The sequence below is a fragment of the Segatella copri genome (assembly GCF_949820605.1).
In the GTDB taxonomy this organism is placed as follows: domain Bacteria; phylum Bacteroidota; class Bacteroidia; order Bacteroidales; family Bacteroidaceae; genus Prevotella.
The window spans coordinates 1,554,852-1,578,883 of the sequence record NZ_CATKVU010000006.1 but is presented as its reverse complement, the minus strand read 5'-3'; the positions used below and the strand labels follow the sequence as shown (position 1 = coordinate 1,578,883).

General features: G+C 45.4%; 23 protein-coding genes. 7 read left to right on the top strand and 16 right to left on the bottom strand.

Translation table 11 applies throughout. The annotated features are described in order from the left end of the window. Positions 1 to 75 precede the first annotated feature (75 nt). The 7 genes from RCO84_RS07795 to RCO84_RS07765 all read right to left on the bottom strand — a co-directional run bounded on the left by RCO84_RS07795 (position 76) and on the right by RCO84_RS07765 (position 6,600). Positions 76 to 1,797 (bottom strand): M6 family metalloprotease domain-containing protein, encoded by a 1,722-nt coding sequence (locus RCO84_RS07795; protein ID WP_317584625.1) that lies wholly within the window; start codon positions 1,795 to 1,797, stop codon positions 76 to 78. Between the two features lie 24 nt (positions 1,798 to 1,821). Then, positions 1,822 to 2,673 carry an EFR1 family ferrodoxin gene (locus RCO84_RS07790; RefSeq protein WP_287823021.1) on the bottom strand — a complete coding sequence of 284 codons (852 nt, stop codon included), beginning with the start codon at positions 2,671 to 2,673 and terminating at the stop codon, positions 1,822 to 1,824. Between the two features lie 23 nt (positions 2,674 to 2,696). Then, a complete protein-coding gene (locus RCO84_RS07785) occupies positions 2,697 to 3,080 on the bottom strand; it encodes a DUF1573 domain-containing protein (protein WP_317585507.1) in 384 nt (127 codons plus the stop codon). Between the two features lie 424 nt (positions 3,081 to 3,504). Beyond that, positions 3,505 to 5,061: an IS1182 family transposase gene (locus RCO84_RS07780; protein ID WP_317584624.1), complete on the bottom strand. Its 1,557-nt coding sequence runs from the start codon at positions 5,059 to 5,061 to the stop codon at positions 3,505 to 3,507. Positions 5,062 to 5,277: 216 nt separating this feature from the next. Then, complete coding sequence (locus tag RCO84_RS07775; protein ID WP_022121070.1) at positions 5,278 to 5,712, bottom strand: N-acetylmuramoyl-L-alanine amidase; 435 nt, start codon at positions 5,710 to 5,712, stop codon at positions 5,278 to 5,280. Positions 5,713 to 5,738: 26 nt separating this feature from the next. Next, positions 5,739 to 5,831 carry a smalltalk protein gene (locus tag RCO84_RS07770; RefSeq protein WP_167529916.1) on the bottom strand — a complete coding sequence of 31 codons (93 nt, stop codon included), beginning with the start codon at positions 5,829 to 5,831 and terminating at the stop codon, positions 5,739 to 5,741. A 217-nt stretch (positions 5,832 to 6,048) separates the two neighbouring features. Beyond that, positions 6,049 to 6,600: an HU family DNA-binding protein gene (locus RCO84_RS07765; protein ID WP_118139572.1), complete on the bottom strand. Its 552-nt coding sequence runs from the start codon at positions 6,598 to 6,600 to the stop codon at positions 6,049 to 6,051. Positions 6,601 to 6,866: 266 nt separating this feature from the next. Between RCO84_RS07765 and RCO84_RS07760 the strand changes: the two genes are divergently transcribed. The 3 genes from RCO84_RS07760 (at position 6,867) to RCO84_RS07750 (ending at position 9,223) form a co-directional block, all read left to right on the top strand. Further along, complete coding sequence (locus RCO84_RS07760) at positions 6,867 to 7,955, top strand: AAA family ATPase (RefSeq protein WP_264899188.1); 1,089 nt, start codon at positions 6,867 to 6,869, stop codon at positions 7,953 to 7,955. Then, positions 7,955 to 8,458 carry a hypothetical protein gene (locus RCO84_RS07755; protein ID WP_118062862.1) on the top strand — a complete coding sequence of 168 codons (504 nt, stop codon included), beginning with the start codon at positions 7,955 to 7,957 and terminating at the stop codon, positions 8,456 to 8,458. Before RCO84_RS07760 ends, RCO84_RS07755 begins: the two co-directional genes overlap by 1 nt. A gap of 621 nt (positions 8,459 to 9,079) precedes the next feature. Further along, positions 9,080 to 9,223 (top strand): hypothetical protein, encoded by a 144-nt coding sequence (locus RCO84_RS07750; protein WP_153082491.1) that lies wholly within the window; start codon positions 9,080 to 9,082, stop codon positions 9,221 to 9,223. 214 nt (positions 9,224 to 9,437) lie between these two features. On the opposite strand, the gene RCO84_RS07745 is transcribed toward RCO84_RS07750, so the two are convergent. Both RCO84_RS07745 and RCO84_RS07740 read right to left on the bottom strand, forming a co-directional pair. After that, positions 9,438 to 9,647: a DUF4248 domain-containing protein gene (locus tag RCO84_RS07745; protein WP_006846942.1), complete on the bottom strand. Its 210-nt coding sequence runs from the start codon at positions 9,645 to 9,647 to the stop codon at positions 9,438 to 9,440. A gap of 351 nt (positions 9,648 to 9,998) precedes the next feature. Then, positions 9,999 to 12,044, bottom strand: coding sequence for a VapE domain-containing protein (locus RCO84_RS07740; protein ID WP_317584622.1), 2,046 nt, complete (start codon positions 12,042 to 12,044; stop codon positions 9,999 to 10,001). 181 nt (positions 12,045 to 12,225) lie between these two features. Between RCO84_RS07740 and RCO84_RS07735 the strand changes: the two genes are divergently transcribed. Beyond that, positions 12,226 to 12,363 (top strand): hypothetical protein, encoded by a 138-nt coding sequence (locus RCO84_RS07735; RefSeq protein WP_181975242.1) that lies wholly within the window; start codon positions 12,226 to 12,228, stop codon positions 12,361 to 12,363. A 270-nt stretch (positions 12,364 to 12,633) separates the two neighbouring features. On the opposite strand, the gene RCO84_RS07730 is transcribed toward RCO84_RS07735, so the two are convergent. From RCO84_RS07730 to RCO84_RS07710, 5 genes are all read right to left on the bottom strand, one after another. Next, positions 12,634 to 13,935, bottom strand: a complete 1,302-nt coding sequence (locus RCO84_RS07730) for an ATP-binding protein (protein WP_317584621.1) — start codon at positions 13,933 to 13,935, stop codon at positions 12,634 to 12,636. Between the two features lie 344 nt (positions 13,936 to 14,279). After that, a complete protein-coding gene (locus RCO84_RS07725) occupies positions 14,280 to 14,747 on the bottom strand; it encodes a DDE-type integrase/transposase/recombinase (protein WP_317584619.1) in 468 nt (155 codons plus the stop codon). A 201-nt stretch (positions 14,748 to 14,948) separates the two neighbouring features. Further along, entirely contained in the window at positions 14,949 to 17,846 is a 2,898-nt protein-coding gene (gene uvrA / locus RCO84_RS07720) for an excinuclease ABC subunit UvrA (protein WP_317584618.1), read from the bottom strand. A gap of 27 nt (positions 17,847 to 17,873) precedes the next feature. Further along, positions 17,874 to 18,344 carry a 23S rRNA (pseudouridine(1915)-N(3))-methyltransferase RlmH gene (gene rlmH, locus RCO84_RS07715; protein ID WP_006846932.1) on the bottom strand — a complete coding sequence of 157 codons (471 nt, stop codon included), beginning with the start codon at positions 18,342 to 18,344 and terminating at the stop codon, positions 17,874 to 17,876. 18 nt (positions 18,345 to 18,362) lie between these two features. Beyond that, complete coding sequence (locus RCO84_RS07710; RefSeq protein WP_287797603.1) at positions 18,363 to 18,701, bottom strand: DUF4491 family protein; 339 nt, start codon at positions 18,699 to 18,701, stop codon at positions 18,363 to 18,365. Between the two features lie 263 nt (positions 18,702 to 18,964). Between RCO84_RS07710 and RCO84_RS07705 the strand changes: the two genes are divergently transcribed. The 3 genes from RCO84_RS07705 to RCO84_RS07695 all read left to right on the top strand — a co-directional run bounded on the left by RCO84_RS07705 (position 18,965) and on the right by RCO84_RS07695 (position 22,855). Then, positions 18,965 to 20,716, top strand: a complete 1,752-nt coding sequence (locus RCO84_RS07705; protein ID WP_144150605.1) for a phospho-sugar mutase — start codon at positions 18,965 to 18,967, stop codon at positions 20,714 to 20,716. Between the two features lie 208 nt (positions 20,717 to 20,924). After that, positions 20,925 to 22,364: an amidophosphoribosyltransferase gene (locus RCO84_RS07700; RefSeq protein WP_317584616.1), complete on the top strand. Its 1,440-nt coding sequence runs from the start codon at positions 20,925 to 20,927 to the stop codon at positions 22,362 to 22,364. Positions 22,365 to 22,615: 251 nt separating this feature from the next. After that, complete coding sequence (locus tag RCO84_RS07695; RefSeq protein WP_317584615.1) at positions 22,616 to 22,855, top strand: hypothetical protein; 240 nt, start codon at positions 22,616 to 22,618, stop codon at positions 22,853 to 22,855. 204 nt (positions 22,856 to 23,059) lie between these two features. On the opposite strand, the gene RCO84_RS07690 is transcribed toward RCO84_RS07695, so the two are convergent. Together RCO84_RS07690 and RCO84_RS07685 are read right to left on the bottom strand one after the other, a co-directional pair. Next, positions 23,060 to 23,452, bottom strand: a complete 393-nt coding sequence (locus tag RCO84_RS07690) for a hypothetical protein (RefSeq protein ID WP_118085548.1) — start codon at positions 23,450 to 23,452, stop codon at positions 23,060 to 23,062. A gap of 156 nt (positions 23,453 to 23,608) precedes the next feature. Continuing rightward, positions 23,609 to 24,031, bottom strand: coding sequence for a hypothetical protein (locus RCO84_RS07685; protein WP_317584614.1), 423 nt, complete (start codon positions 24,029 to 24,031; stop codon positions 23,609 to 23,611). Between the last annotated feature and the right edge of the window lies 1 nt (position 24,032).

Below are 24,032 nucleotides of genomic sequence, written 5' to 3'. Positions count from 1 at the left end.
CCCAGGGCGATGCCCTGGGCTAGGAGCTTTTGGGTCTTCAGCCCGTTCTTGAACCACATGCGAAAGTTCAGTATATTAGTATACTATCTTCTGTCCCTTGTTGGTGATGTAAATCTTGCCCTTTTGTGGAACGGAAACCTTTCTGCCTTCCAGATCAAAATAGACTGTCGGTCTGTCTTTGCCGATGATGACCGAAGAGATTCCGGTAGGAGAGAAGTTCTTGAGATAATCGAAGGTAACCAGACCGGTTGCTTCATCCTTTGTGATGTTGTAGAGCGGATGACTCGTATCAACACTGTTGTTCAGGGTGATACTGGTCAGACTGTTCACCTCATACTCTGTAGCAGAGCCCGCCTTGTAGGTCGGGAACGGGTCGTTCTGAAGACTCGTTATAATATCATCGCTGCTGACACCCCTGTTATAGCTGTTGTATACCATTCCGTCTGCAGGAACAATCATTACCCTTGGCTTACCTGTCGTGTTGTTGGGATTATCAAACAGATTAACCGAAGTCTTGTCATCGTAGTCGATGCGCCATACCAGCAATCCGTAACCCAGAGCCTCCTTGTACCATCCCTCGTTTCTGATATTCTGCAGCAGCAGGTATTCGCCCTGGCTGTTGGCTATAATCTTGTATGCATCCGATGCCTTGTCGTATGGTTCCAGCTTTATCTGCTTCGCCTCGGTATCCGAAAGAAGGGTAGGCTGTTTCCATCCTACGATGCTTTTCTCCCATGGTGAATAAGGGATAGGCTGGTAGCCGTCAGCCTGATAATTGCCCATATCCATGACGTCCCAATATTCAGGACTCTGGTTATGGTCTGTGATGCCGTTGGTCGGATAGATGTCTGGCAAACCGAGAGTATGCGAAAACTCATGACAGAAGAGACCGATACCATTGATGTAGTATTTGCCGTTTTGGGTATCTGTAGGCTTATTGTTCAGCTCGTTGTTAATGCCGAACCGGCGTACCTTTTTACCGTCATAGGTTCCCAGGCCTCCTACGGTACCCGATTTCGGCCAGAGACAATCGCCTGAATTGCCTGGGATGCTTTCAGAATAGCCGGCATAAATCACATATACAAGGTCTACATATCCGTCGCTGTCGCTGTCGTAATCGGCAAAGTTAACCTTGCCGTCTACCTGCTGGCAGGCTTCCTTAATCATCTGAGGATAGTTGGTGTCACTTCCGTCGTCACGTCCGTTCTTGCCATAATAAGCAGAATTCTTGCTTACCGTAACAGGACCCACTACGTCAAACTGTGGTATAAACTGGTTATCGCTCATGTCTGCGAAATACTGCTGTACGCTGCCGTAGTTCTGGCAGTAATTCTCGTTGGTGATAAACACTTCTTTATCAGCCTCAGGCATAGCTTCTCCCTTCTTTCCGTTGAGGTAATGGTTGAATGTAGCAACCGGATCCTTACTCTTGAACTTCACATCCTGAAACTGCACCAGGAGTACCAATGCCTTCGGACTTCCCTTAGGAGGGAAATAGCTTGGGCTCACGGTTCCTAATTCTGATGCTCTTGTGATATTCTCTGAAGAGAAAGCACGGGTCTTTCGGGTGTTCAGCTCTTCAGCAGTTATCTTTTCGTATTTTCCGTCTTGGGTTTCCCGCAGGGGCGTACCGTCCAGCAGCATGTAGTAGTGGAAGGTTTCATCGCCATGCAGGGTAGCACATGCTACGGTTCCATCAGCCAGCATAATCTTGGCGATGCCCGGTTTAGCCTTTACGGCATAGAGATTGGCGATGCCCAGGAAGGCGAGCATCAGAGAGATGATTGTCTTCTTCATAAACAGTTAGGGTAGAAGGGGGAATTATTTATAAAAGTATTGTCCTTTCTTCTGCGTCTGGCGTCCAAACTCGATGGCGTGATGCGGACAATGGTGATAGCAGGTAAAGCAGGTGAGGCAATCCTTGTGATGCAGCCATTCCGGGTATTCTCCGTGCCCGCCCTTGATATCGCCTACAGGACAGACGTTGGCACAGATGCCACACTTCACGCACTTGTCTTTCTCCACATGAAACCGCTTATCGGTGATGAGTACCTTTTCGAAGAATCCGCCCACAACCTTGGTGAAGAACCAGGGGATAGGACCTTTTACCAGACGGTTCACTCCCTCTTTCCTGTCGAATATCTCTTCGCAGATAACTGCCAGTTCCTGTGCCGATTTCGATTTCTTACGAACTTCGCGCTCCTTCGGATCAACATCCATGAAAGGAAGTCCTACATAAGATTCCGGCATGATGAGCGAGTAGGAAGCAGAAACCTCCGTGATGCCCAATGCCTGAAGCGATGCATTCAGCGCAATCGTATCGTTGAGGTTTTCGATGGTGAGTCCGATGCTGTCGCCTGCAGTACAGACGCAATAGGCAAAAGGATGCTTCCTGAACGTCTCCTTGTCTTCAGCAGTAGCATCAGGAGTTTCTCTCCGTATCTTCATCTTCCTGATAAACTCCCTTACAAGGCGTGGAACTCTCCAGCCATGTACGGGGAAAACGAATCCGAGCCGTTCATTCTCTTTCAGAATAAACGGCTCGGCTATATTGTGGCTTGAATCATCCGCCCGCATATAAGGGGCGATAGGAATCAAGTCTTCGTGTGTAGCCGCTGCCAGTCTGGCTGCTGCCCACTTGGTATTTCCAGTTCCTGAGAAATAGAAAATCATGCTTACTTTTAAATTGAGCTAGATTATTTCTTTTCTGTCATAACACCTTCTATATAGAGACGTGACATTTCTACATTGCCGTTAGAACGGATGGTGATGCTCTTCTTGAAATGACCAGGGAACATGCCCTTGCCGTTATAGGTAACACTAATCTGTCCCTTCTCGCCTGGAGCGATAGGCTTCTTGGTGTAAGAAGGTATGGTACAGCCGCAGCTGGCAATAGCCTGGTTGATAATCAAAGGCTTGTTGCCCACATTGGTGAAGGTAAAGGTTGCCTTCTGTACCGGATTTGACTCTTCGAACGAACCGAAGTTGTGTATCAGTTTGTCGAACTTAATCTCTGCCTGAGCAGATGCAGTAGCTACAAGAGCCACCAGCATAGAGAGTGTCAATATGATTCTTTTCATCTTCATATCCTTTCTTCTTTTTTATATTTTCTCTTTAATTTGTTTCTTATTTTTATATAATTCGATGCAAAAGTACATATAAAGTTTAGTATTACGCTACTTTTTCACATTATTTAAAACAATTATGTCTTATATTTCATGTTACAGCCTACTTTTCAGTGGAAAAGTGGGGGCGCAATACTCCTCATTATGAAGAAGTTTGCAGATTCCTGAACAAAAATGAGGGTGTGTCATAAGTCTGTGACGCACCCTTTTTTGTGTGTGTTTCTATATATTCTAGTTGAATCGTAGTCTTTCTTCACAAAGGGAATCTTATTATATTGTATAGAAACTTTACTTTTCTTGTTTTATCGATAACAAAACAGCCCCAAAGCTCACAAAAGGGCATAGTTATCCCTGACGATAAAAAAAACAAAATTGAGTTTTATCGTTTTATACCCAAATATTTCTTCAAATTGAATCCCATTCCGAACAATCCTAGATCCATGTAAACCTTGTCCATTCCGAAATGCCTGAATCGCTTATAATGCATATCTGCCTTCATCTGCCCAAATACAGCTTCCGGCTCTATCGGTCGCTGGCTTCTGTGTTTCAAGCCCTCTTGAGACGTTAGTAGCAGGAAGGCTTCCTTTTTATATGCATTCAGTTTATGGTTGACATATATGGTTCTGTTGCCTTTGGATTTCTTGCAGAGACTTCCAAGCGGACATCCATCACATCGTTGTGCTCTATATAATGTAATGACAGACACATAGCCGGAGTCACTTTTCGTTTGCCGTTGTCCACAAGGTTCCATGTGTTGTCCCATGGGGCAGACATAATAGTCATCATCCCTGTTGTAGTAGAAGTTCGCTTGGTTGAAGGCATCCTCCTTGAAAGGCTTATGCTGTTCCTTGTGAAACCAGTTGTACTTTACATAACCCATCATCTCTTCCATCTCTAGGTACTCGTAGTTCTCCTCCGAGCCATACCCTGAGTCTGCGGTGACGCTCTTGGATTGCTTTCCATATCTTTTCTTGTACTTATCCAAAAAAGGCTTGAAGGTCAGGGTGTCTGTTGGATTGGGATAAAGGGCGAAATTCGTCCAATATTGATTCTCTGTCGCAATTTGAAGGTTATAGGCAGGCTTTGTCTGCCCATTGTTCATGGCATCTTCCTTGAGGCGCATGAAGGTCGCATCGGGATCAGTCTTGGAGTAACTGTTTCTCTCACCCAGTATATCCAGTGATTTTTCATACTCGCGCAGTTTGTCCGAGGCTTTGAACAAGTGATCTATCTGAGTATTTAGCTTTTGCTTCTCTCTTCCTGTAAGTTTTGCCTTAGGAAGGTTCTTAGCTTGCCTCTCACACAAACGTGCACTTCTCTCTACATCCCTGGCGGAAGTGGCTGGCTCGCTGTCTTCTTCCCTAATGTCACTCCCGCCATTCAGGCGAATTTGTTCTTTTATCTGAGCCAATGCAGCAGAGGTCTTTTCCAAGAGCTTAGCCCTGTTCTTTTCCACAGTCTTCTTCCATACAAACGTGTACTTGTTTGCTTTCGACTCTATCTTAGTGCCATCAACATATTGTTCCTCCAGACTAATCACGCCCTTTTCAACCAATATGGAGACGACCGCATCAAAATAGAAGTCGATGCATTTAATCATATGATGGGATCTAAAGCGGTTGATTGTTGCGAAAGATAATTGCTTACCTCCACAAATCCACATATAGCGAACATCGTATTTAAGTGCGTCCGCTATGCCACGACAGGAATAAATGCCATTGATATAGGCAAAAACAACTAAACTTAGAAGCATCTTCGGACTGTAAGGAGGAGCACCAATCCCATCATAGGTATCCATGAGAGGGTTGATGTCCATACTGCGAACAATACGATCCACCATACGAACTTTGCTGTCTTTTGGCACATAATCATCGAAAGAGTTAGGAAAAAAGCTCAATTCGTGCCGAGTTTCAGATTTTATTTGTATCTTTGCCATACTTAAAGAAGTTTTCTGCAAAGATACAAATCTTTTGCGGAAAGGCAAAGCCCGAGCTTGTGAAAGTTTGGGCTTTGTTGTAAATAAAAATGTTTTTTAAAGATTTCGTATCTGTGAAAAGGCAAAAAATAAAAAGGGGTGCGTCACAGACTTATGACACACCCTCAGAGAGTAGAAAAAATAATAAAGTATGAACAATATCAACTGAATAGAGGGCTAAATGTGGAATTTGATTTCATTCAGCCAAGCCTGGACACTGAAGCAGGGACAGGACTTGTGGACGTTCGGGAGATCACGATGACCTAGGATCTCGGCTTCGGGATAGTCTACGCACAGACTCGTCAGGAGATTCTGGAGCGACTGCTTCTGAGCCTTCGTACGGGTATCTGCCGGATTGCCGTCGGCGTCGAGACCGCCTTCGTAACAGATGCCGATACTGTGTGCATTGAAATGGCGGGCGTGGGCGCCGATTTCTGACTCGGGACGTCCGGGGTAGATGACGCCGTCTTTCGTGATGTAATAGTGATAACCGATGCTGCGGAAACCACGGGCTAAATGACAGGCTTCGAGCTTTTCGAAGGTGAAGTCCTGGGTGACGCGTGTGGCAGAACAGTGGATGACAATAAGTGAGATTTTTCTTGTGTTTTTCATAGTGCTGAATCTTTAAAGGGTTGATACTACTGGCAGCTCTGCACACAAAAGGCAGAGGCTACTGCGGTGAGAACGGTAATGACGAAATTCAGAATTTTCTTGAGTGTTTCTCTTTTCATTTTCATTTGATTTAAGGTTAATAAATGGATTGGGGGCTCGGATTTCCAATATCCGGGCGATACTTTTAGGAAGGAAGGCTGACAGGATGAGCAGATGGGCTTGATAGCGCGTGTTTCAATGATGCTTGCTATATTGATGAATAGCCGGGGGTGCTATAGCCGAATCCCGGACTGCATCCTGTCTAAAACCTTCTTTCTTCATCTACTGGCGAGGGGGTTACTCCAGGCCGTCGCTACCATCGGAGCCGCTGCTCTCGGTGTTGCCTGATCCGCCAGTCTGTGTTGAGTCGCCACCCTGGTTTGTGCCGCCACCCTGGGTAGTATCGCCTGTGTTGTCCTTACCGCCGTCTGGTGGAGTAACATCTCCTGTTACGGCTGTAGCCTTCTTCAGGGATGCATCGAGGTTCAGACTGTTTGCCTTGAACTCACCGGTGCCACGTGCACGGAGCTTCAGTCCGGCAATGTTCTTGGTGATGCTGAACTCCTTCTCGGAGGCAGCACCTTCCTTGTTCTTGATGCCGATGCTGAAAATGGCGAGGTCGGGAATCTTCACGGCGATACCCTGCAGAACCAGTTCTCTTACGCAGCTCACCATATCGGTGAGCATTCCCTTGATGGCTCCCTTTGAGAACGGGGTGTTGTGACTTTCCATGTGCTCTGCGAGTTCATCAAGACCATAGGTCTGGGTGATTACAGGGTAGGCGAAAAACTTGCCGTTAGCGGCGCTCAACTTCTCGTTGACATACTTCTTCAATGTGTACAGAATCATAGTGTCTTCATTTTTAAGGTTAATAAATTGTGTTTGTGTAGTAGGGGGCGCTGCGCATTGCCTCTTGGTGGTATGAGATGTTATCTCTGAACCACAATGCAAAGATACGAAATCGGTGAGGGGTCAACTCACAGTTGCTCATACTTGCTCATGTTTTATCATACTTTTTCATAGATTCTTTTAGAAATGTTGCGATTTTCTTGTTTATCTCAGAAAAAATGATTAGCTTTGCAAAATATATTATTGAGTTTAAATAAACATGGGCAATGATTACAAAGATTAGGTTACAAAATTGGAAGAGCTTTAAGGACTCTACTATATATATCGATTCTTTGGGTATCCTTATCGGAACCAATGCTAGTGGTAAGTCAAATGTGTTAGATGCATTTGCCTTCCTCCGTGCCGTGGGGGAAGGTAAGAGCCTTCTTGATGCCATCCAGACTGTTAGAGGTGGGGAAGACTGGATTATCCGTAGAGGTGAGGATTTCTTCTGTATTGAGATAGAAATAGAAATTGAAGGAAGTTATTATCTTCTTGATTTGAGAGTGATTAAACGGAATTCAGTTTTCAGTTTTGGTTCTTGTGAAATCCGTCGTTTGGGTATAGAAGACGATGATGCCGTTCCTGGTGAGTTTATTGATTCTGCTCGCAACATGACATGGAAAACGTATGATGTTCCAATACTTCTGGATTTTTGGGCAAAGATATATGCTACTTTTAGAAATATCGTCATTCTTGATCCTGTTCCTGCTAAGATGCGTGATTACTGCAAGATTTCCAAAGAGCTGAAGTCTGATGGTAGTAATGTAGCAGGTGTTTTATGTGCGTTGTCTCCAGAGGAAAAGAAGAAGGTGGAAGCACTGGTGTCCAGCTATGTTCGGCCACTTCCTGAACGTGATATAAACAAGGTTATATCTGAGCCTGTTGGTCTGATTAAGTCAGATGCCATGCTTTATTGTTATGAGGATTGGAATCCTGAACAGCCTGTTGATGCAAGAGGTATGAGTGATGGAACGCTTCGTTTTATTGCGATTGTCGTAGCTCTTTTGACGGTTGCACCTCATAGCTTACTGCTTATAGAAGAGGTGGATAATGGCTTGCATCCTTCTCGTGCCAAGGAGTTGGTTGATATGTTGAAGGATTTGTCACGACAGCGCCAGGTTGATGTGCTCTGTACGACGCATAATCCTGTTTTGTTGGATGAGTTGGGAAATAAGATGATTCCGTTTATCAGCTATGTTACCCGTGATGAGCATGGCGATAGCCATGTCAATCTCTTGGAAGAAAAAGAGAATCTTGCCAAATTGATGGCTTCTGGAACAATAGGTAGAATGATGGTTAATGATAAGATATAATGAGAAAGGTATTGGTGATAGATACGAGTGTACTTTGTGTTTGGCTCAAAGTACCTGGCAAGGAAACTTGTGGCCCAAGCAATGCCTTGGTTTCATACAAGATGGTCTCTGAGAAAATAGAGGAAGAAAAGAAGAAAGGTACAACCTTTATTCTGCCTCTAGCAACAATTATTGAGACAGGAAATCATATAGCTCATTCTTCGGGCGATAGAAAGTCATTAGGTGAAGATTTTGCTCAAATCATGATCGATTCGGCTGATGAGAAATCACCATGGGCTGCATTTACGGAACAAAGCAGTTTGTGGAATCCTGAAAACTTAAAAAAGTTGGCAGAGAAGTGGAAGGCTACCGTTATAGGAGGGCAAGCTTTAGGCGATGCTTCTATCGTTGAAGTCGTAAAATATTATACTGATTTAGGATATCAGGTTGAAATCTTTACTGGTGATGAAGGATTGAAAGCTTATGAGCCTACGGTTGAAATCCCTAGGAGAAGAAGAAAATGACTCAAGCTTTGCAAGTCCGCTAGGCGTTAGGGAGATACGCAAGTCCGCAGGAACGCCTAACGGATCCCTAACGCCATGCATGGCATAATGACACCGACCATGACACTTCTGAGAATGACTCTGACACTCGACTTAGACACTCTGACACTCCAAAAGTGTCATTGTCTAATAAGCAAAGGGATATAGTCAATTTCTGTTCAGTTCCTCGAACCACCGCAGAGATCATGGAACGCCTTGGTTTATCCAATAATGATGCCACCGTATACAATAGCAAGGCGAAATTTACCGTAAAGGAATTGTAGAAACCCTGAGTAGAAAATGAAATAGTAAAGAATTCCCAATCCATATGGGAGACACTAGAGTCTGGTTTATTGGTTTCTTTGATACAAAGCCCGAATAATAGTAGTAAATCTGCAATTAACTTGGTTGACAAGGGTCTATATACCACGAAGAAAAGGTGGCGTATAGACCCTTCATTTGTGGCATGGAATGGCTATCTTTTATCTTTTAAAATACGGGAATCCAAATTTTCCCGAAACTTTTCTCCCGTTTTCTTTGCATTTTCAAAATAAAAGCTTATCTTTGCAACCAACAAGAAGTAGAACTTTAAAATGAATAAGTATGGCTTTAAAAATTAAAACTCGTGAAGAAGCAATTGCTGTATTACGAGATATGGTTAGACGTAAAAAAGAAATGGAAGCAAAGGCTCAAATAGACTTTGCTAAAGCACGAGAGGAGGCTGCAGACTGTTATGCATGCCTTTAACTTAACTCGCCTCAATTTTCATTCTCCTTATAAGGTCTGGTTCATCGGTTTCTTTGATACAAAGCCCGAATAATATAGTAAATCTGCAATTAACTTGGTTGACAAGGGTCTATACACCTCGACAAAAGGGTGTATAGACCCTTTTCCCTATTGCATGATGTCTTCAGGTAGAAGTACCTTTTGTTGGTTCATTTTCAGATTAGTAGGAACAGGGTTAGGGTTCACCGAGGAAGTAGAGGATGTAGGAGACTTGCATCGGGGTGAACTCCTTGCAGTTCTTGCCGTAACCGGTGGCGGCGAGCTTCTGGAGAAGGTCGGGGATGCGCTGGATCCATCGCATCAGGTGAGCACTGGCTACCGCTGGAGTAGCATCGGGAAAATACAGAAGAGCTAGCTCTTGCTTGGTATAACTTCTTAAATCCATAGTTTTGTTTGATTTTTATGAGGGTTATGAATGAGGATGCGGTTCATAAGCTACTGACTTTTGCATCGTAAGTCTCTGACTTTTTCATCGTAAGTCTCTGGCTTTTGAACCATAAGTCTCTGACTTTTGCACCGTAAGTCTTTGGTTTCCGTTTCGGAAGTAACTGGCTTTGCTATGACACATGACACTTATGACAGTGAATTCTGAAGATTTGCTCTCGCGCGGGCAGGTAGGAAAAATCAGGCCGAAAGTTCCTGCCTGCCCGCGTGCGAGGCGAAAAGTTGAAAAACTAGTGTCATAAGTGTCATAGTGTCATAATCTGACCAGTTGGAACCGATGGCTTGGGAACGGCTAGAACGGGGCATCATCATCGGAATGCTGCGAGTTGATGCAGAGGGATACCTGGTATGCCTTGATTTCCTCGGCAGTACGGATAATCGCCCTGTAACCACGGTTGTAGGTGGTGCGCATCTTTTCGAATCCGAGATCATTGAAAGCTCTGCCCAGCTTGGTGCTGCTCAGCTTCTGGGAGATGTTGCAACTGATGATCTGCATCGCTCTGGCTATGGACACGAACTCCCCTGTCTCCGCCTCCGTTGGCTTTCGGAAGTAGAGATCCACAAGTTCCTGTTCTAGTCGGGGCGCCTCAAAAGCGCGGTTGTGCCGGTTCTGCTTTTCTATCTCCTCATCGGTGAACCAATAGCGGAAATCACTCTTGTAGAGGGCGTAAGCCTGGGCGTAGATGCCTTCGTAATTGAACGGATGCTCACGGGGTGAGAGGATGCTCTCTATCTCGTAGGGCAGCCAGCGACGGTTACCGGTAGGGTCGCTCAAAAACTCGGGATTGTTGCCCGTGCCGCAGAAGGTGTTGATATGTTTGCGCTGCTCGGCATAATGGCCGTATGCCGCCCTTTCGTTGGTATACTGCATCGTTACCACAGCCTTCAGCTGGTTCAGTTCCGACGGACTCATCGTGTCGAGCTCTTCATAACAGATGAGTGCATACTGCGAAAGGGCGATGATATCATCCTTCGTCATGCGCCTGGCATTCGCCTTCGTATAGAAGTATTGCTTCAGTTCAGGCGGCAGGAGATAGTTGAACCAGGTGGTCTTGTAGGCGCCCTGTCTGCCGATGAACACCAGGATGACATTGTTGACGGCACCTTCGTCTATCCATCCTGCTATCATCGCCACGAGCCATTTCCTGAGGGCTTCACAGAAGGGCATCACGGGGTCTCCCTTCATCTTTACCGTGGCAGCGAGTTCGGCAATATAGTCCTTGTCGCCTTCCTGCCAGGGTGGGAGATTCTCCAGATAATCGGTGAAGGGATTGTAGGGCGGGGTATAGTCGCTCTCGATGACATTGATCATGTCGCTCTTGCTCACCCTTGCGGTTAGCGACATGTTGCTCCATTGCGTATTCAGATCGCGGTCCTGGAGGATTCGCCATTTCCCCTTCAGATACTCGTAGCGCAGGGTGATGAGGTTGAAGCGGAGTTTGATATGTCCGTCGAGGAAGTCTTTGATTTCATCTACGGTGGCATAGGGAATCTTTCCGGTTTCTGCCTTCGCCTTCTGTGGGTGAGTGGTGTTGTCGTAGCACGATTTGAATACCTGTTCTACGTCGTCGTATTCGGGAAACTGCCTGATAGCCCACTGGGTGGCTTCTTTCCTGTCGTACCGTTTCTTTGCCATCATGTAGCCCACCCGCATCACATACTGGTTGTGGTTGCCGGGTTCGTACCTGATTTTTTCGTTTTCCAGCTTGGGTTTGACAATCTGCTCGTAGTAGTCGGCGATGCGTTCCTGTTTCTTTTTCTTCTGTGCGGTCTTGAGCGTAGCGGAATGGAAATGGCTGATTTCCTCGGCGCTGAAGGCTGTGGCTTCAGGATTGAAATAGACTTCGGGGTCGTAGGCGAGTCCGCTGAGCCTTGTGATGTTCTTGCAGAGCGGATCGCTTTCCTTGCCGATGAGATGCGCGTAGTAGTCGTTTCCCATGGCGAAGGCGGCGGGATAATCATCGCCTTCGTAGCGGTAGATGACGCGCAGTCCGTTGCCGCTCATGGTAACGTAGCAGAGCAGGGTGTGGGCATCGTGGCAGATTCTCTCTTTGAGCGAGCGCAGGGTGCCGTCATCCGGTTTTTCTGTGATGTGGTCGAAGTCGACCAGTGACAGATGTGTGAGGCTCCGGATGTTGTCCTTGCCTTTTCCGCCTTCGAAGATGCAGGCTACGGCGAAGAGGGGTGCATCGTGCTTGTACGACTTATTCCCTGTTTTCCGGTAAGACTCGGTGAAAAACCTGAGTTTCTCATCTTCCTTCATGAAGGTTACCAGGCCTTCCAACTGGCCAGGTGAAGGAATCTTGCTGGCCATGTTGCTGAATGTTGTTATGTTCATAATCTCCTAAAAATTTTATATTGTTTATACAATATATGTATCGGTTATTCGTTTCCTTATAGGTAAGCAGATTGTTGAATCTGTTTTACATGGTGCAAAGATAATAAAAAGAAAATAAAAAAGAGTTCCCGTAGTGGGAACTCGTATACAATAATTATAAACAATTTTAAAAAATTAAGTAATGAAGATTGTTAATTTTGAAGCAGACAACAGCCGTTTCGGTGTTGTTCTGAGTGAAGTGATGAAGAACCATCATGTATCTGGTTCTGATCTGATGTTTTATGCTGGGATGCATAAGGAAAACATTTTTGCAATCTAAAAGGGTAAGGGCGATTATCGGCTCAGTGTTTATGTGAGGGTTGTTTCTGCTCTTCGGTACTTTATCGAAGACTCGGCAGAATACGCCCGAGTGAAGCAACGCCTTATCGAAGCAGCCTTCGATGATAGTTACTTTTTTAATAAATAATACTTTTGAATTGGATTTTTAAATTAAAAAGTGGAATCCGGCGGTTGTCGGATTCCACAGATATCGTATTTTCACCCTGTGCGGGTGGAATTTCAGATGAATGCCTGATATCCAAAATTTGTTTCAGTTGTATGTTTCCAAATATCCTCTTGCACCATATAATGGTACATTGGTAATATCGTCCTGTTCCCGATAGTCGCTCATCGAAAAGCGCAGGCCTTTCATGCCGGGATTTTTGGCAATAGTCATTTTCAAAGACTTTGACTGAAGATTCTCCTCTGCCTTTACTTCTACCGGTATGACCTGCATTCCTACCTGAATAACAAAGTCAAGTTCCAACTGGCTGTTTTCCTTACTATAATAATATATAGGAATCTGGTGCAGCGATTCCAGCTGGCAGCAAACGAAGTTTTCCGTAAAATCACCTTTCCCGGTATTGTCATTACTAGGAAGCAGAAGCAAGGCTGGCGGAGTTTTACTCATAGCCCCCAGCAGTCCACAATCCAAGAGATACAATTTGAAGGCACTGATATCCTCATGAATCTTCAGAGGAAGCCCCAAAGTCTTCACCCTACTGATTTTATATACCAGTCCTGCATCTATGAGCCATTGGATTGCCAACTCATAATCCTTGGCTCTGGCACCTTGTTTTACAATACCATAGATGAACTTTTTATTCTCTTTGGCTAGTTGGGAAGGGATGGAGTTCAATACCTGGTTGATTCTTACTACCTGCTCTTTTGGTGCATGCTTGGAAATGTCTTTTTCGTAGGCCCGAATAATTTCCTCCTGTACTTCCCTTACGGCATTTGCATCATTGGTTTCTATGAACTTATTTACGGCTTCGGGCATACCGCCAACAAGGTAATATTCACGAAGATGCTGAATATAGAGTGTTCTGAGCGATTTTACCACATCCCACATTCCATGCTGCAGCAGATCCATACGCTGCTTGAAACCACGTGCCCACAGAAACTCCTCGAATGTCATCGGATACATTTCCAGGGTGTTAACCTTTCCCACAGGATAGGATTCTCCCTGATGAAGAGACAAGCCGAGAAGGGAACCGGCTACTGCCACATGATACTCCCGTGCATTTTCACAGAAATACTTCAACGAGGCAAGTCCACGATACAACTCCTGTATTTCATCCATAATGATGAGGGTCTTGCCGGCTTCTATATTAACACCAGTAATAGCTCCGATGGTGAGAAGGATGCGATCTATATTATAGTCTGAAGCAAACAAATCCTTAGCCATGGCATTGTTGTCACAGTTAATGTAGGCCACATTTTCAAACTCACGTTGCCCAAATTCCTTCAAGATATAAGTTTTGCCAACTTGTCTTGCTCCCAACAGAATAAGGGGTTTTCTATCCTCTCTGTTTTTCCAAGCAATGAGGTCTTGCATGATAAATCTTTCCATATATTGCTTTTTTGCTGCAAAAATACTGAAAATTAATGAAATAGTAAAATATATCACATTTTTATGAGGGACTTTTTGAAAGATTAACACACTTTTATGAGGGACTTTTATGGCTACATATACACTTTTATGAGGAACTTTCTGTTATGCTTTCAGGTCAGGAGGGTCTCAATTGTCCTTAGCAGCCTTTCATTTGTAGCAGTTCCCCAAAGTGGACACAAAAAATGATTATTAATTATTTATATTTTTAAAAGTACACATATCTATCAAATTTCGTTCCTTTTCATTTGCAAAAGTAGACAATCTCATCCATATTTGCAAGTTTTTCTTTATAAAAGTGAACATTATTCTTTATTTTTCTCATTGTAATAATCCACGTATGCGTCCAAGGCCTCCTCGAATTCCTCTCTTGAATTACATGTCTCAATCTTGAAGTCTATGAACAATTCCTCTTTTATCCATCCGTTCAGGGATTCGTTCACAGGGTTGTCTGTAGGCTTTCCTGCCCTGGACATAGACCTCACAATCAACGTGTCCTTTATCAGCTCATTATAGGCGAGCGAAGCATATACGCTACCTTGGTCCGTATGAAGAACAGTTGGCTCATCTGTGCCCTTCAACAGGTTGATGACATCATTTAGCCCATCAATGTACTGGTCTCTATGTCCACGTCTCTCAGCCACATGCCACGTTAGGATTTCTTTCGTAAAGACATCGAAATACATGGTCAACTCAAAGAAGAACCAAGAGTATTTGATGACTGTCATGTCAGAGACGATATAACTTGTCGAGGTCTGTCTACCGTGTCCCACGTGGAATAAATGAGGTTGGGGTACTTATCCTTTACCTTACGTGGTTTGTAATGTATCTTGTGTCTCGTTTGTGACTGAATACCAAGATATTGAAAGCATTTATAAGAGAAATTGTCGCTGATACTCGATGAGGTTGCAAAAGTAAACTGTGTCAAATTACTTTGGTTGTAACTTGACACAGTTTTTTTATATCCCTAACTCTTAACGCAAGAACTTTCCGGTAAGGCTTGCCTTGCAGGCAGCTACTTCTTCCGGAGTTCCGGCTACAACAAGATTGCCGCCTTTGTCGCCGCCTTCAGGACCGAGGTCGATGATATAGTCGGCACACTTGATGACATCCAGATTGTGCTCAATCACTACCAGCGAATGGCCCCTTTCTATCAGGGCATTGAAGGCATGGAGCAGGCGCTTGATGTCGTGGAAGTGAAGACCCGTGGTAGGCTCGTCGAAGATGAAGAACGTAGGCTCCTGTTCCTCCTTACCTATGAAGAAGGCGAGCTTTACACGCTGATTCTCACCACCCGAAAGCGAACTTGAATTCTGACCGAGCTTGATATAACCCAGACCCACATCCTGAAGCGGCTTCAGGCGGTTTACGATGATGCGGCAGTTGTCAAAGTCGCCCTCGTTGCGCTGCAACTTTTCATCGCTGAAGAACTCAATGGCCTCATTTACCGTCATGTTCAGCACATCATTGACGTCTTTTCCGCCATAGCGAACCTCCAGGATATCGTGCTTGAACCGCTTGCCCTTACAAGCCTCGCAGGTCAGCGTGAGGTCTGCCATAAACTGCATCTCGATGGTAACATATCCCGCACCCTTACATTCCTCGCATCTTCCGCCTTCAGTATTGAAAGAGAAGTACTGGGGCGTGAATCCCATCTGCTTAGCCAGTGGCTGGTTGGCAAAGAGGGCACGTATCGCATCGTATGCCTTCAGATAAGTGGCAGGGTTGCTGCGGGTACTCTTTCCGATAGGGTTCTGGTCAACAAACTCTACATGACTGATGCTCTTCCAGTCGCCTTCCATCGATGCATATTCGCCTGGTGCATCTGCTACGAGGTCCAGACGGCGACGCATGGCAGGATAGAGGATTCCCTTGATGAGCGAACTCTTGCCTGAGCCTGATACGCCGGTTACGCAGGTGAATACGTTGAGCGGTATCTTAACATCAATGCCGCGCAGATTGTTCATCCGGGCTCCTTTGATTTCGATATACTGGTTCCAGGCACGGTGGCTCGTTGGCGCCTTTATCTCCTCGTTGTGGGTCAGGTACTTGATGGTATAACTCTCCGGATATTCAGCCAGCAGCTTTTCCTGTTCAGCCTTATCGGTGGTTGAATATTCTGATGACGGACCGGCGTAGACCACTCTTCCGCCCAGTCTGCCGGCATCTGGACCGATATCGATGAGATAGTCGGCAGCCCGCATAATCTCTTCGTCGTGTTCTACCACAACCACCGTATTGCCCAGTTGCTGCAGTTCTTTCAGCACCTTAATCAGTCGGGCGGTATCGCGGCTATGGAGTCCGATACTAGGTTCATCGAGGATATATACGCTACCTACGAGCGATGAGCCCAGGTTGGTGGTCAGGTTGATGCGCTGACTCTCACCGCCGGAGAGGGTGTTGGAGATTCGGTTGAGCGTAAGATAACCCAGACCAACATTCAGGAGGAACTGCAGGCGGTGGGTGATTTCGGTGAGCAGACGCTTGCTGATTTCCTTCTCATGCTCAGAGAGTTCCAGCTTCTTGAACCATTCGCTAAGGTTTACAATCGACATCTCAACCAGTTCGGTGATGCTCTTTCCGCCAATCTTTACATAGTTGGCTTCCTTCTTGAGTCGGGTACCATGGCAGTCAGGACAAATCGTCTTTCCACGGAATCGGCTCAGCATCACGCGGTATTGTATCTTGTACTGGTTCTCCTTTACCATTCTGAAGAACTCATCGATGCTCACCCTTTCCTGCTGTTTACGTTTCTTCTCGCCAGGCAGACCGTGCCACAGCCAGTCCTTCTGCTGCTGAGTCAGTTCGAAATAAGGCTTGAAGATAGGGAAGTCGTATTCTGCAGCTCTGCGTATGAACTCCTTGAGCCACATACCCATCTTTTCGCCTCGCCAGCAAACCACACATCCGTCATATACGCTCATCGAAGTGTTCGGGATGACGAGTTTCTCGTCGATGCCTATTATGCTGCCAAAACCTTCGCAGGTAGGGCAGGCTCCGAGAGGAGAATTGAAGGCAAACATGTTGTCGGTAGGCTCTTCAAACTGCATGCCGTCAGCTTCGAACCGGGTAGAGAAGTCGTAGCAGATGTTGCTTGGCAGGAAAACGAGGCGGCAGGCTCCATCGCCCTCATAGAAGGCAGTTTCGGCAGAATCCATCAGTCGGCTGATGTCATCCTTCTCATCGCTTACCGAAGCACGGTCGATGACCAGGAAGATTTCTTCATCCTTCTGCTGCATTCTCTTTCTCAGTTTGTCGCCGCTTACTTCCAGCAGATCCTTGTCAGCCTGCTCCATGAAGTCTTCGATGCGTACGAATTCACCTTTTATATATATACGCGCGTAACCTTCCTGGTTGTACATCTCCAGCTGTTTGCCCAGACTGCGCCCTTCGATGACGTGGATAGGGGCGAGGATGACAAACCTGGTGCCCTTGGAATACTGTCGGGTACAGGCGAGTACATCTTCGGTAGTATGGCGTTTCACCTCCTGTCCGCTGATAGGCGAATAGGTTTTTCCGATGCGTGCGTAGAGCAGTCGCAGGTATTCGTAGATTTCGGTGTTTGTGCCCACGGTAGAGCGTGGGTTGCGCGAAATCACTTTCTGTTCGATGGCGATGGCAGGTGGCAATCCCTTGATGAAATCACATTCCGGTTTGCTCATACGTCCCAGAAACTGGCGTGCGTACGAAGAGAGCGACTCCACATAGCGGCGCTGGCCCTCAGCATATAAGGTATCAAAAGCCAACGATGATTTTCCCGATCCGGAGACACCCGTAATGGCAACAAACTTGCCCTGAGGTATCTTCACATCGATATTCTTGAGGTTGTTGGCTCTTGCCCCTTTTATTTCTATATATTTATCTTTTGGCATATTCTTTTGCTTTTTACCTTTTTATCTTTATTCATGGTGGTAAGGCTCACCTTTTATAATAGTACATGCGCGATAGAGCGCCTCGGTAAAGATAAGGCGCACCATCTGATGCGAGAAGGTCATCTTGGAGAGGGAGATCTTCTCGTTGGCGCGGTCGTAGACAGACTGTGAAAAGCCGTAAGGTCCGCCGATGACAAAGACGAGCCTGCGGGCAGTAGCCTGCTTGCGCTCTATCCATTTGGCAAATTCGATGCTTCGGAATTCCTGTCCATGTTCATCCATCAGCACCACGGTATCCGAAGGCTGGAGGAGTTTCAGAATCAGTTCTCCTTCCCGTTCCTTCTGCTGCTGTTCGCTGAGACTCTTGGTGTTCTTGAGCTCAGGAATGGTTGTTATGTTGAAAGGCATGTAATGAGTGATGCGCTCGGCATAATCCTTGATGCCCGCAATGAAATGCTTGTTTACGGTCTTTCCGACCAGAATGAGTTCTGTCTTCATTTCGTTGGCGTTTTCTTCCTATACACTTTCATGTTTACTCTTCGCTTCGTCCCTGTAATATCCTTTTCCTATTCTTTTCGGATTCTTCGGGAACCAGCCTTTCTCGCAGCGTTGTCTCTGTTCGAAGAGTTCACCGATGCTCCAAAGGCATGAAGCACCTACTACGCCCAGAATGGCAGAGAAGAGCACGTTGGCAACCAAGAAGGCAGCTCCTATGCAGATGATACCCGCAACGAGGAAAACCCACCAATAGCGGGTGCCCGTATAATATTCCGTCTTCATGACGATAGGGTGAAAGATACCTATTATTAAAAAGGTGGATACGGCGATGATGACGCCTGTGTAATATACTTCCATATTCTATTGTTTTTATATTCTTAATTCTACTTTTATATATTCTTCATTCAATTTGCAACCTCCATACCCATACAATATTGCTTATTTTTAGCCATATTCTATTTTCATTTCGGTTTCAATGTGCAAAAATACAAAAAAAACTTTATTCTTGCTTGGTTTATCAAAATTTTTATATAACTTTGTACGCAAAAAGAGATATATTGTGCTGTTTTCGGGCACAACCCTCTATATGAACATTATTAATAACAAAATAGAATCAAACTATGGCTAATAACGCAGAATTGATCAAGCAGTGTGAAGAAAGAGCACAGCAGTGGCTCACACCTGCTTTTGACGAAGAAACCCGTAAGGAAGTAAAGGCAATGCTCGACGCAGAGGATAAGTCTGCTCTCGTTGATGCATTCTATCAGAACTTGGAGTTCGGTACTGGTGGTTTGCGCGGTATCATGGGCGCAGGTACCAACCGCATGAACAAGTATATCGTTGGTATGGCTACTCAAGGCTTTGCTAACTACATCCTCAAGGCTTTCCCAGGTGAGGAGAACCTTTCTGTAGTAGTAGGTCACGACTGCCGTAACAACTCCCGTCTCTTCGCTGAGACCGTAGCTGCCATCTTCTCTGCCAATGGCATCAAGGCTTATCTCTTCGAGAGCCTCCGGCCTACACCAGAGATTTCTTTCGCTATCCGCGAGCTCGGTGCAAAGGCTGGTGTCAACGTAACAGCTTCTCACAACCCTAAGGAGTACAACGGTTACAAGGCTTACTGGAGCGACGGTGCTCAGGTTCTGGCTCCACACGATACAGGTATCATCGAGGAGGTAAACAAGGTTACTATCGACCAGGTGAAGTTTGAGGCTAACTGGGATAAGATCAAGATTATCGGTGGTGAGATGGATTACGACTACATGACAGCCGTTCACTCTGCTATGATTGACCAGGATGTCATCAACCGTCAGAAAGACCTCAACATCGTTTATTCAGCTATGCACGGTACAGGTCGTGTCATCGTTCCTCTCTGTCTGCGTTCTTGGGGCTTCCAGAACATCAATGTAGTTCCTGAGCAGATGGTAGTAGATGGCAACTTCCCAACAGTAGTTTCTCCTAACCCAGAGAATGCAGAGGCTATGACCCTCGGTATGAAGCTCGGTACTAAGTTGAACGCTGACCTCGTGGTAGCTACCGACCCAGACGCTGACCGTCTTGCCATCGTTTGCCGCGACGACAAGGGTGAGTGGATGATTATCAACGGTAACCAGACAGCCATGATGTTCTGCTACTACATCATCGAGAACAAGAAGAAGTTGGGCAAGTTGAAGCCAACAGACTTCCTCGTAAAGACCATCGTAACAACAGAAGTTATCGCTGAGATTGCCAAGAAGAACCACGTAGAGTTGCGCGACTGCTACACTGGTTTCAAGTGGATTGCACGCGAGATTGCTATCTCTGAGGGCAAGCAGCAGTACATCGGTGGTGGTGAGGAGAGCTTCGGTTTCTTGCCATACGATAAGGTACGCGATAAGGATGCTCCTGCATCTATCTGTCTGATTTGCGAGATTGCAGCATGGGCTAAGGATCAGGGCAAGACTCTCTACGACCTCCTGATGCAGATTTATGCAGAGTATGGCTTCAGCAAGGAGTTCACTGTAAACGTAGTTCGCCCAGGTAAGACTGGTGCTGACGAGATTAAGCAGATGATGGCAGACTTCCGTGCCAACCCTCCACAGGAGTTGGGTGGCAGCAAGGTGGTAACCTGGAAGGACTACCAGACTTTGGAGACTAAGCATGCTGACGGCAGCGTAGAGAAGCTCGATATGCCTGCTACAAGCAATGTACTCCAGTGGTTCTGCGATGACAACACCAAGGTAAGTGTCCGTCCATCAGGTACAGAGCCTAAGATTAAGTTCTATATTGAGGTTAAGGATCCTTCATTCAAGTGCGCTGGCTGCTACAACCGCTGCACAGCTGCTGCAATGGATAAGATCGAGGCTATCAAGAAGAGCTTGAAGTTGGATTAATTTCATAGGAAATCATATCATGGCGCTCCGGCAATTATTGCCGGAGCGCTTTTCGTTTCAGTAGCCGTTTATTCTTCTCGAAATAGGGTAGCAAGTTACCCTCATTATCATGTTTTTACAGAAAAAAAGCAAAAAGACTTGCATATTTTCTGATTTTTATTTACCTTTGCACCTATATTACAAAATTATAACATAGATTTATACTCTTATGGGAGGCATTTTCGGAACTATTTCCAAGAAAAGCTGTGTCGCTGATCTCTTTTACGGCACAGATTACAACTCACATCTCGGCACACGCCGGGGCGGTTTGGCAACCTACAGTAGTGAGAAGGGCTTCGTGCGCTCTATCCACAATCTGGAAAGTTCATACTTCCGAACGAAGTTTGAACCTACTCTCAACAAGTTTGAAGGAGCTACATCGGGCATCGGCGTGATTAGCGATACAGATCCCCAGCCACTCATCATGAACTCTCATCTTGGCCGCTTTGCCATTTGCACCGTAGCTAAGATAGTAAATGAGGATGAACTTACTCAGCTTCTGCTCGAAAAGAACATGCACTTTGCAGAGATGTCTTCGGGTAGTACCAATCCAACTGAGTTGGTGGCTCTGCTCATTATTCAGGGTAAAACTTTCAGAGAAGGTATCGAAAACGTTTTCCATCACATCAAAGGTTCCTGCACCATGATGATTCTTACCGAGGATGGCATCATCTGTGCGCGTGACAGTTGGGGACGTACTCCAATCATCATCGGCAAGAAGGAAGGTGCCTATGCGGCTTCCAGCGAAACAACCTCGTTCCCTAATCTCGATTATGAAACAGCATATGAGGTAGGACCAGGCGAAATCGTGAAGATTAAAGCTGATGGCATGGAGCAGATCCGACCTGCCAACAAGAAGATGCAGGTTTGCTCTTTCCTTTGGGTTTACTACGGATTCCCTACATCTACCTACGAAGGCAAGAATGTAGAGGAGGCACGTTTCACCAACGGCTTCAATCTCGCCAAGACGGATGATGTGAAGGTAGACTGCTGCAGCGGTATTCCTGATTCAGGTACGGGTATGGCGATGGGTTATGCTGCCGGCAAGGGTGTGCCTTACCAGCGCTGCATTGCCAAGTATACGCCTACATGGCCTCGCAGCTTTACTCCAAGCAACCAGAGCATGCGTTCATTGGTAGCCAAGATGAAACTGATTCCTAACAAGGCGATGCTTAAGGGCAAGCGTGTATTGTTCTGTGATGACAGTATCGTGCGTGGTACCCAGCTTCGCGACAACGTGAAGGTGCTTTTCGACCAGGCTGGCTTGAAGGAGTGTCACATGCGTATTGCATGTCCTCCATTGGTATATGGTTGTCCGTTCATCAACTTCACTTCTTCAAAGAGTGATATGGAGCTGATTACCCGTCGTATCATCGAGAAGTTTGAGGGCGATGCCAACAAGAATCTTGAGAAATACGCTACCACCGGTTCTCCTGAGTATCAGAGAATGGTAGATGAGATTGCCAGCCAGTTGGGCTTGACTTCCCTGAAGTTCAACACCATCGAGCAGCTGGTAGAGGCTATCGGTCTTCCAAAGTGCCAGGTATGTACCCACTGCTTCGATGGCAGCAGCGCATATACTCTTGATGAGTTTGCTGATGAAGACTAATTCATCTTTTTGCGAGATAAATAAATATGTAAGTGGCGAAATGAGTAGGCTGACAGTCTGCTGGTTTCGCCATTCTTTGTTTGTCCTCTTCTGTTAAGCAAATACTTTGTGATACATTTTTGTGTTAAAATATCGAATATTCTTTGAATTATCAGATAATTACCGTATTTTTGCAGAAAGGTTTTAAAATAGAGATGATTATGAAACTATCAGATCATAGCAATATAACATCGACTCCTGTTTGGAATGAAGTGAAAAACTGGAGTGACGATGACAAGAATGAGCTTATCACATTGCTTTATACAACAATGGATAAGGTAAATCCTTATGTCGTTCCTGAGTCTGATGAGATAGAAGCTTTTGTGAACGAGATTCCTCGTGAAGCCTTGGCAGCTAGTGTGGAGATGGCATTAAAGGATCATGAAAATGGTAATACCATTTCCCATTCAGAATTAATGAGTCGTATAAAAGCGGAACGAGGATGGGAATAGAATGGTCATTGCTTGCTTCAAGACAATTGAACGATGTTTTAGATCTTGTAGAAACAGAATATGGTTCTATAACAGCAAGAAAAGTGTTTGATAAGTTCGATGCTAATGTTAATAGTTTACTGAGAAATCCAAATCGTGGCATAAACTATAAAAGAAAAGGGACAGAGGAATTGTTCTGTCCTCTGTCCCGAAACTGTGATATAACTAAAACAACTGAGCGAAAGCCTCGGCTGTCTTTCCTGTATAGGTCTTCATCTCTGTAACCGGCTTGTAACCGAAATCCTTGAAGGCAAGGAGCTGTGTGGCAACAAACTGGTGGTCGTCAGAGATGCAAGCCTGTAACTTCATATTACCCATGCTGATGGCAGAAACAGGGAAGTTGCTGATTGCTGTTTCTACATCCTTTGGGGCTGCGCTGAGGATGTTCTCAAGCTTTCTTCCATCCTCTGCAGAATATTCCTTCTCTTTTATCTTAATCACGCTGTTGGTAGGTTGATAGATGAGCTTGACTGTCAAACCCATGAAACCTTTCTTTACCTGTACATCCTGGAGTGCCAAAACATCAGCACCCATCTCTAAATGATTAATCTTTGCCATAATTTTATACTGTTATTTGCTTATTCTTAATTCTTGAAAAATAATATATATTGAACTGTTTTTTGTTTTGAATAGGGGTGTAACCAGTCTTATCGCAAATCTTAGAAAAGATGCGATAAACCTATATGAAATTTTAAAAAGAAAAAAGAATAAGCACTAACAGAGCAGACGTCGCAGGCAAATGATATAATACTTGCTGGCGACATCAAAGTGGATTGGGGCAGTTTCCTGTCGGAAAGGCTCCATGCCACCTTCTATAGCTGATAAAAGGGATGATAAATAACGGATTCTATTTGTAAGTAATCTACTGGCAGTCTGACTGTTGTGCATGTTGCCACTTGGCAATAAGCGCTGCGGACGGCTGCTACAGATGCGGTAAGCAAGCTGTGAGGCGTTTTCAAGCTGTGCCTCAGGCTGGCTCTTGTCATACTCAACCTTTGTCAAACCATCTTTCTTATGGCTTGCATATTCGGTATAAGAATCCTCGGGAGTAAAAGAAATAGAGGCAGCAGATACCTCTCCATAGCCTGAGAAGACCATGGACACCAGAAAAAGAATGTATAGTATCAACTGCCTCATA

Bases quoted from the DNA above. Each gene is read 5' to 3' on its own strand.
- RCO84_RS07795 (WP_317584625.1), bottom strand. From the start codon at position 1,797: ATGAAGAAGACAATCATCTCTCTGATGCTCGCCTTCCTGGGCATCGCC.
- RCO84_RS07790 (WP_287823021.1), bottom strand. From the start codon at position 2,673: ATGATTTTCTATTTCTCAGGAACTGGAAATACCAAGTGGGCAGCAGCC.
- RCO84_RS07785 (WP_317585507.1), bottom strand. From the start codon at position 3,080: ATGAAAAGAATCATATTGACACTCTCTATGCTGGTGGCTCTTGTAGCT.
- RCO84_RS07780 (WP_317584624.1), bottom strand. From the start codon at position 5,061: ATGGCAAAGATACAAATAAAATCTGAAACTCGGCACGAATTGAGCTTT.
- RCO84_RS07775 (WP_022121070.1), bottom strand. From the start codon at position 5,712: ATGAAAAACACAAGAAAAATCTCACTTATTGTCATCCACTGTTCTGCC.
- RCO84_RS07770 (WP_167529916.1), bottom strand. From the start codon at position 5,831: ATGAAAAGAGAAACACTCAAGAAAATTCTGAATTTCGTCATTACCGTT.
- RCO84_RS07765 (WP_118139572.1), bottom strand. From the start codon at position 6,600: ATGATTCTGTACACATTGAAGAAGTATGTCAACGAGAAGTTGAGCGCC.
- RCO84_RS07760 (WP_264899188.1), top strand. From the start codon at position 6,867: ATGATTACAAAGATTAGGTTACAAAATTGGAAGAGCTTTAAGGACTCT.
- RCO84_RS07755 (WP_118062862.1), top strand. From the start codon at position 7,955: ATGAGAAAGGTATTGGTGATAGATACGAGTGTACTTTGTGTTTGGCTC.
- RCO84_RS07750 (WP_153082491.1), top strand. From the start codon at position 9,080: ATGGCTTTAAAAATTAAAACTCGTGAAGAAGCAATTGCTGTATTACGA.
- RCO84_RS07745 (WP_006846942.1), bottom strand. From the start codon at position 9,647: ATGGATTTAAGAAGTTATACCAAGCAAGAGCTAGCTCTTCTGTATTTT.
- RCO84_RS07740 (WP_317584622.1), bottom strand. From the start codon at position 12,044: ATGAACATAACAACATTCAGCAACATGGCCAGCAAGATTCCTTCACCT.
- RCO84_RS07735 (WP_181975242.1), top strand. From the start codon at position 12,226: ATGAAGATTGTTAATTTTGAAGCAGACAACAGCCGTTTCGGTGTTGTT.
- RCO84_RS07730 (WP_317584621.1), bottom strand. From the start codon at position 13,935: ATGGAAAGATTTATCATGCAAGACCTCATTGCTTGGAAAAACAGAGAG.
- uvrA (WP_317584618.1), bottom strand. From the start codon at position 17,846: ATGCCAAAAGATAAATATATAGAAATAAAAGGGGCAAGAGCCAACAAC.
- rlmH (WP_006846932.1), bottom strand. From the start codon at position 18,344: ATGAAGACAGAACTCATTCTGGTCGGAAAGACCGTAAACAAGCATTTC.
- RCO84_RS07710 (WP_287797603.1), bottom strand. From the start codon at position 18,701: ATGGAAGTATATTACACAGGCGTCATCATCGCCGTATCCACCTTTTTA.
- RCO84_RS07705 (WP_144150605.1), top strand. From the start codon at position 18,965: ATGGCTAATAACGCAGAATTGATCAAGCAGTGTGAAGAAAGAGCACAG.
- RCO84_RS07700 (WP_317584616.1), top strand. From the start codon at position 20,925: ATGGGAGGCATTTTCGGAACTATTTCCAAGAAAAGCTGTGTCGCTGAT.
- RCO84_RS07690 (WP_118085548.1), bottom strand. From the start codon at position 23,452: ATGGCAAAGATTAATCATTTAGAGATGGGTGCTGATGTTTTGGCACTC.
- RCO84_RS07685 (WP_317584614.1), bottom strand. From the start codon at position 24,031: ATGAGGCAGTTGATACTATACATTCTTTTTCTGGTGTCCATGGTCTTC.